This is a genomic window from Paraburkholderia sp. SIMBA_027, from assembly GCF_046535315.1.
In the GTDB taxonomy this organism is placed as follows: domain Bacteria; phylum Pseudomonadota; class Gammaproteobacteria; order Burkholderiales; family Burkholderiaceae; genus Paraburkholderia; species Paraburkholderia tropica.
This window is the reverse complement of record NZ_JAWRWY010001033.1, coordinates 1-257: the sequence shown is the minus strand read 5'-3', so window position 1 is coordinate 257 and position 257 is coordinate 1. Positions and strand designations below refer to the sequence as shown.

Genomic DNA, 257 nt, shown 5'->3' with positions numbered 1-257 from the left:
ATCGGGGTGATTTCGCCGTGGAACTTCCCGCTGCATCTGTCCATCCGCACAGTCTCCCCGGCTCTGGCACTCGGCAACGCAGTCGTCGTAAAACCGGCCTCCGACACCCCGATCTCGGGTGGGCTCATCCTGGCCGAGGTGTTCGAAGAGGCCGGGCTGCCCGCCGGACTGCTGTCAGTCGTCCCCGGCTCGGGCGCCATCATCGGCGATCACTTCGTCGAACACCCGGTTCCCTCGATGATCTCCTTCACCGGGTC

General features: G+C 65.4%; 1 protein-coding gene. It reads left to right on the top strand.

Features of this window, described 5'->3' with window-relative positions; genetic code table 11:
- On the top strand, nucleotides 1–257 hold a 257-nt coding region (locus tag SB764_RS42255), incomplete at both ends, for an aldehyde dehydrogenase family protein (protein WP_410867072.1).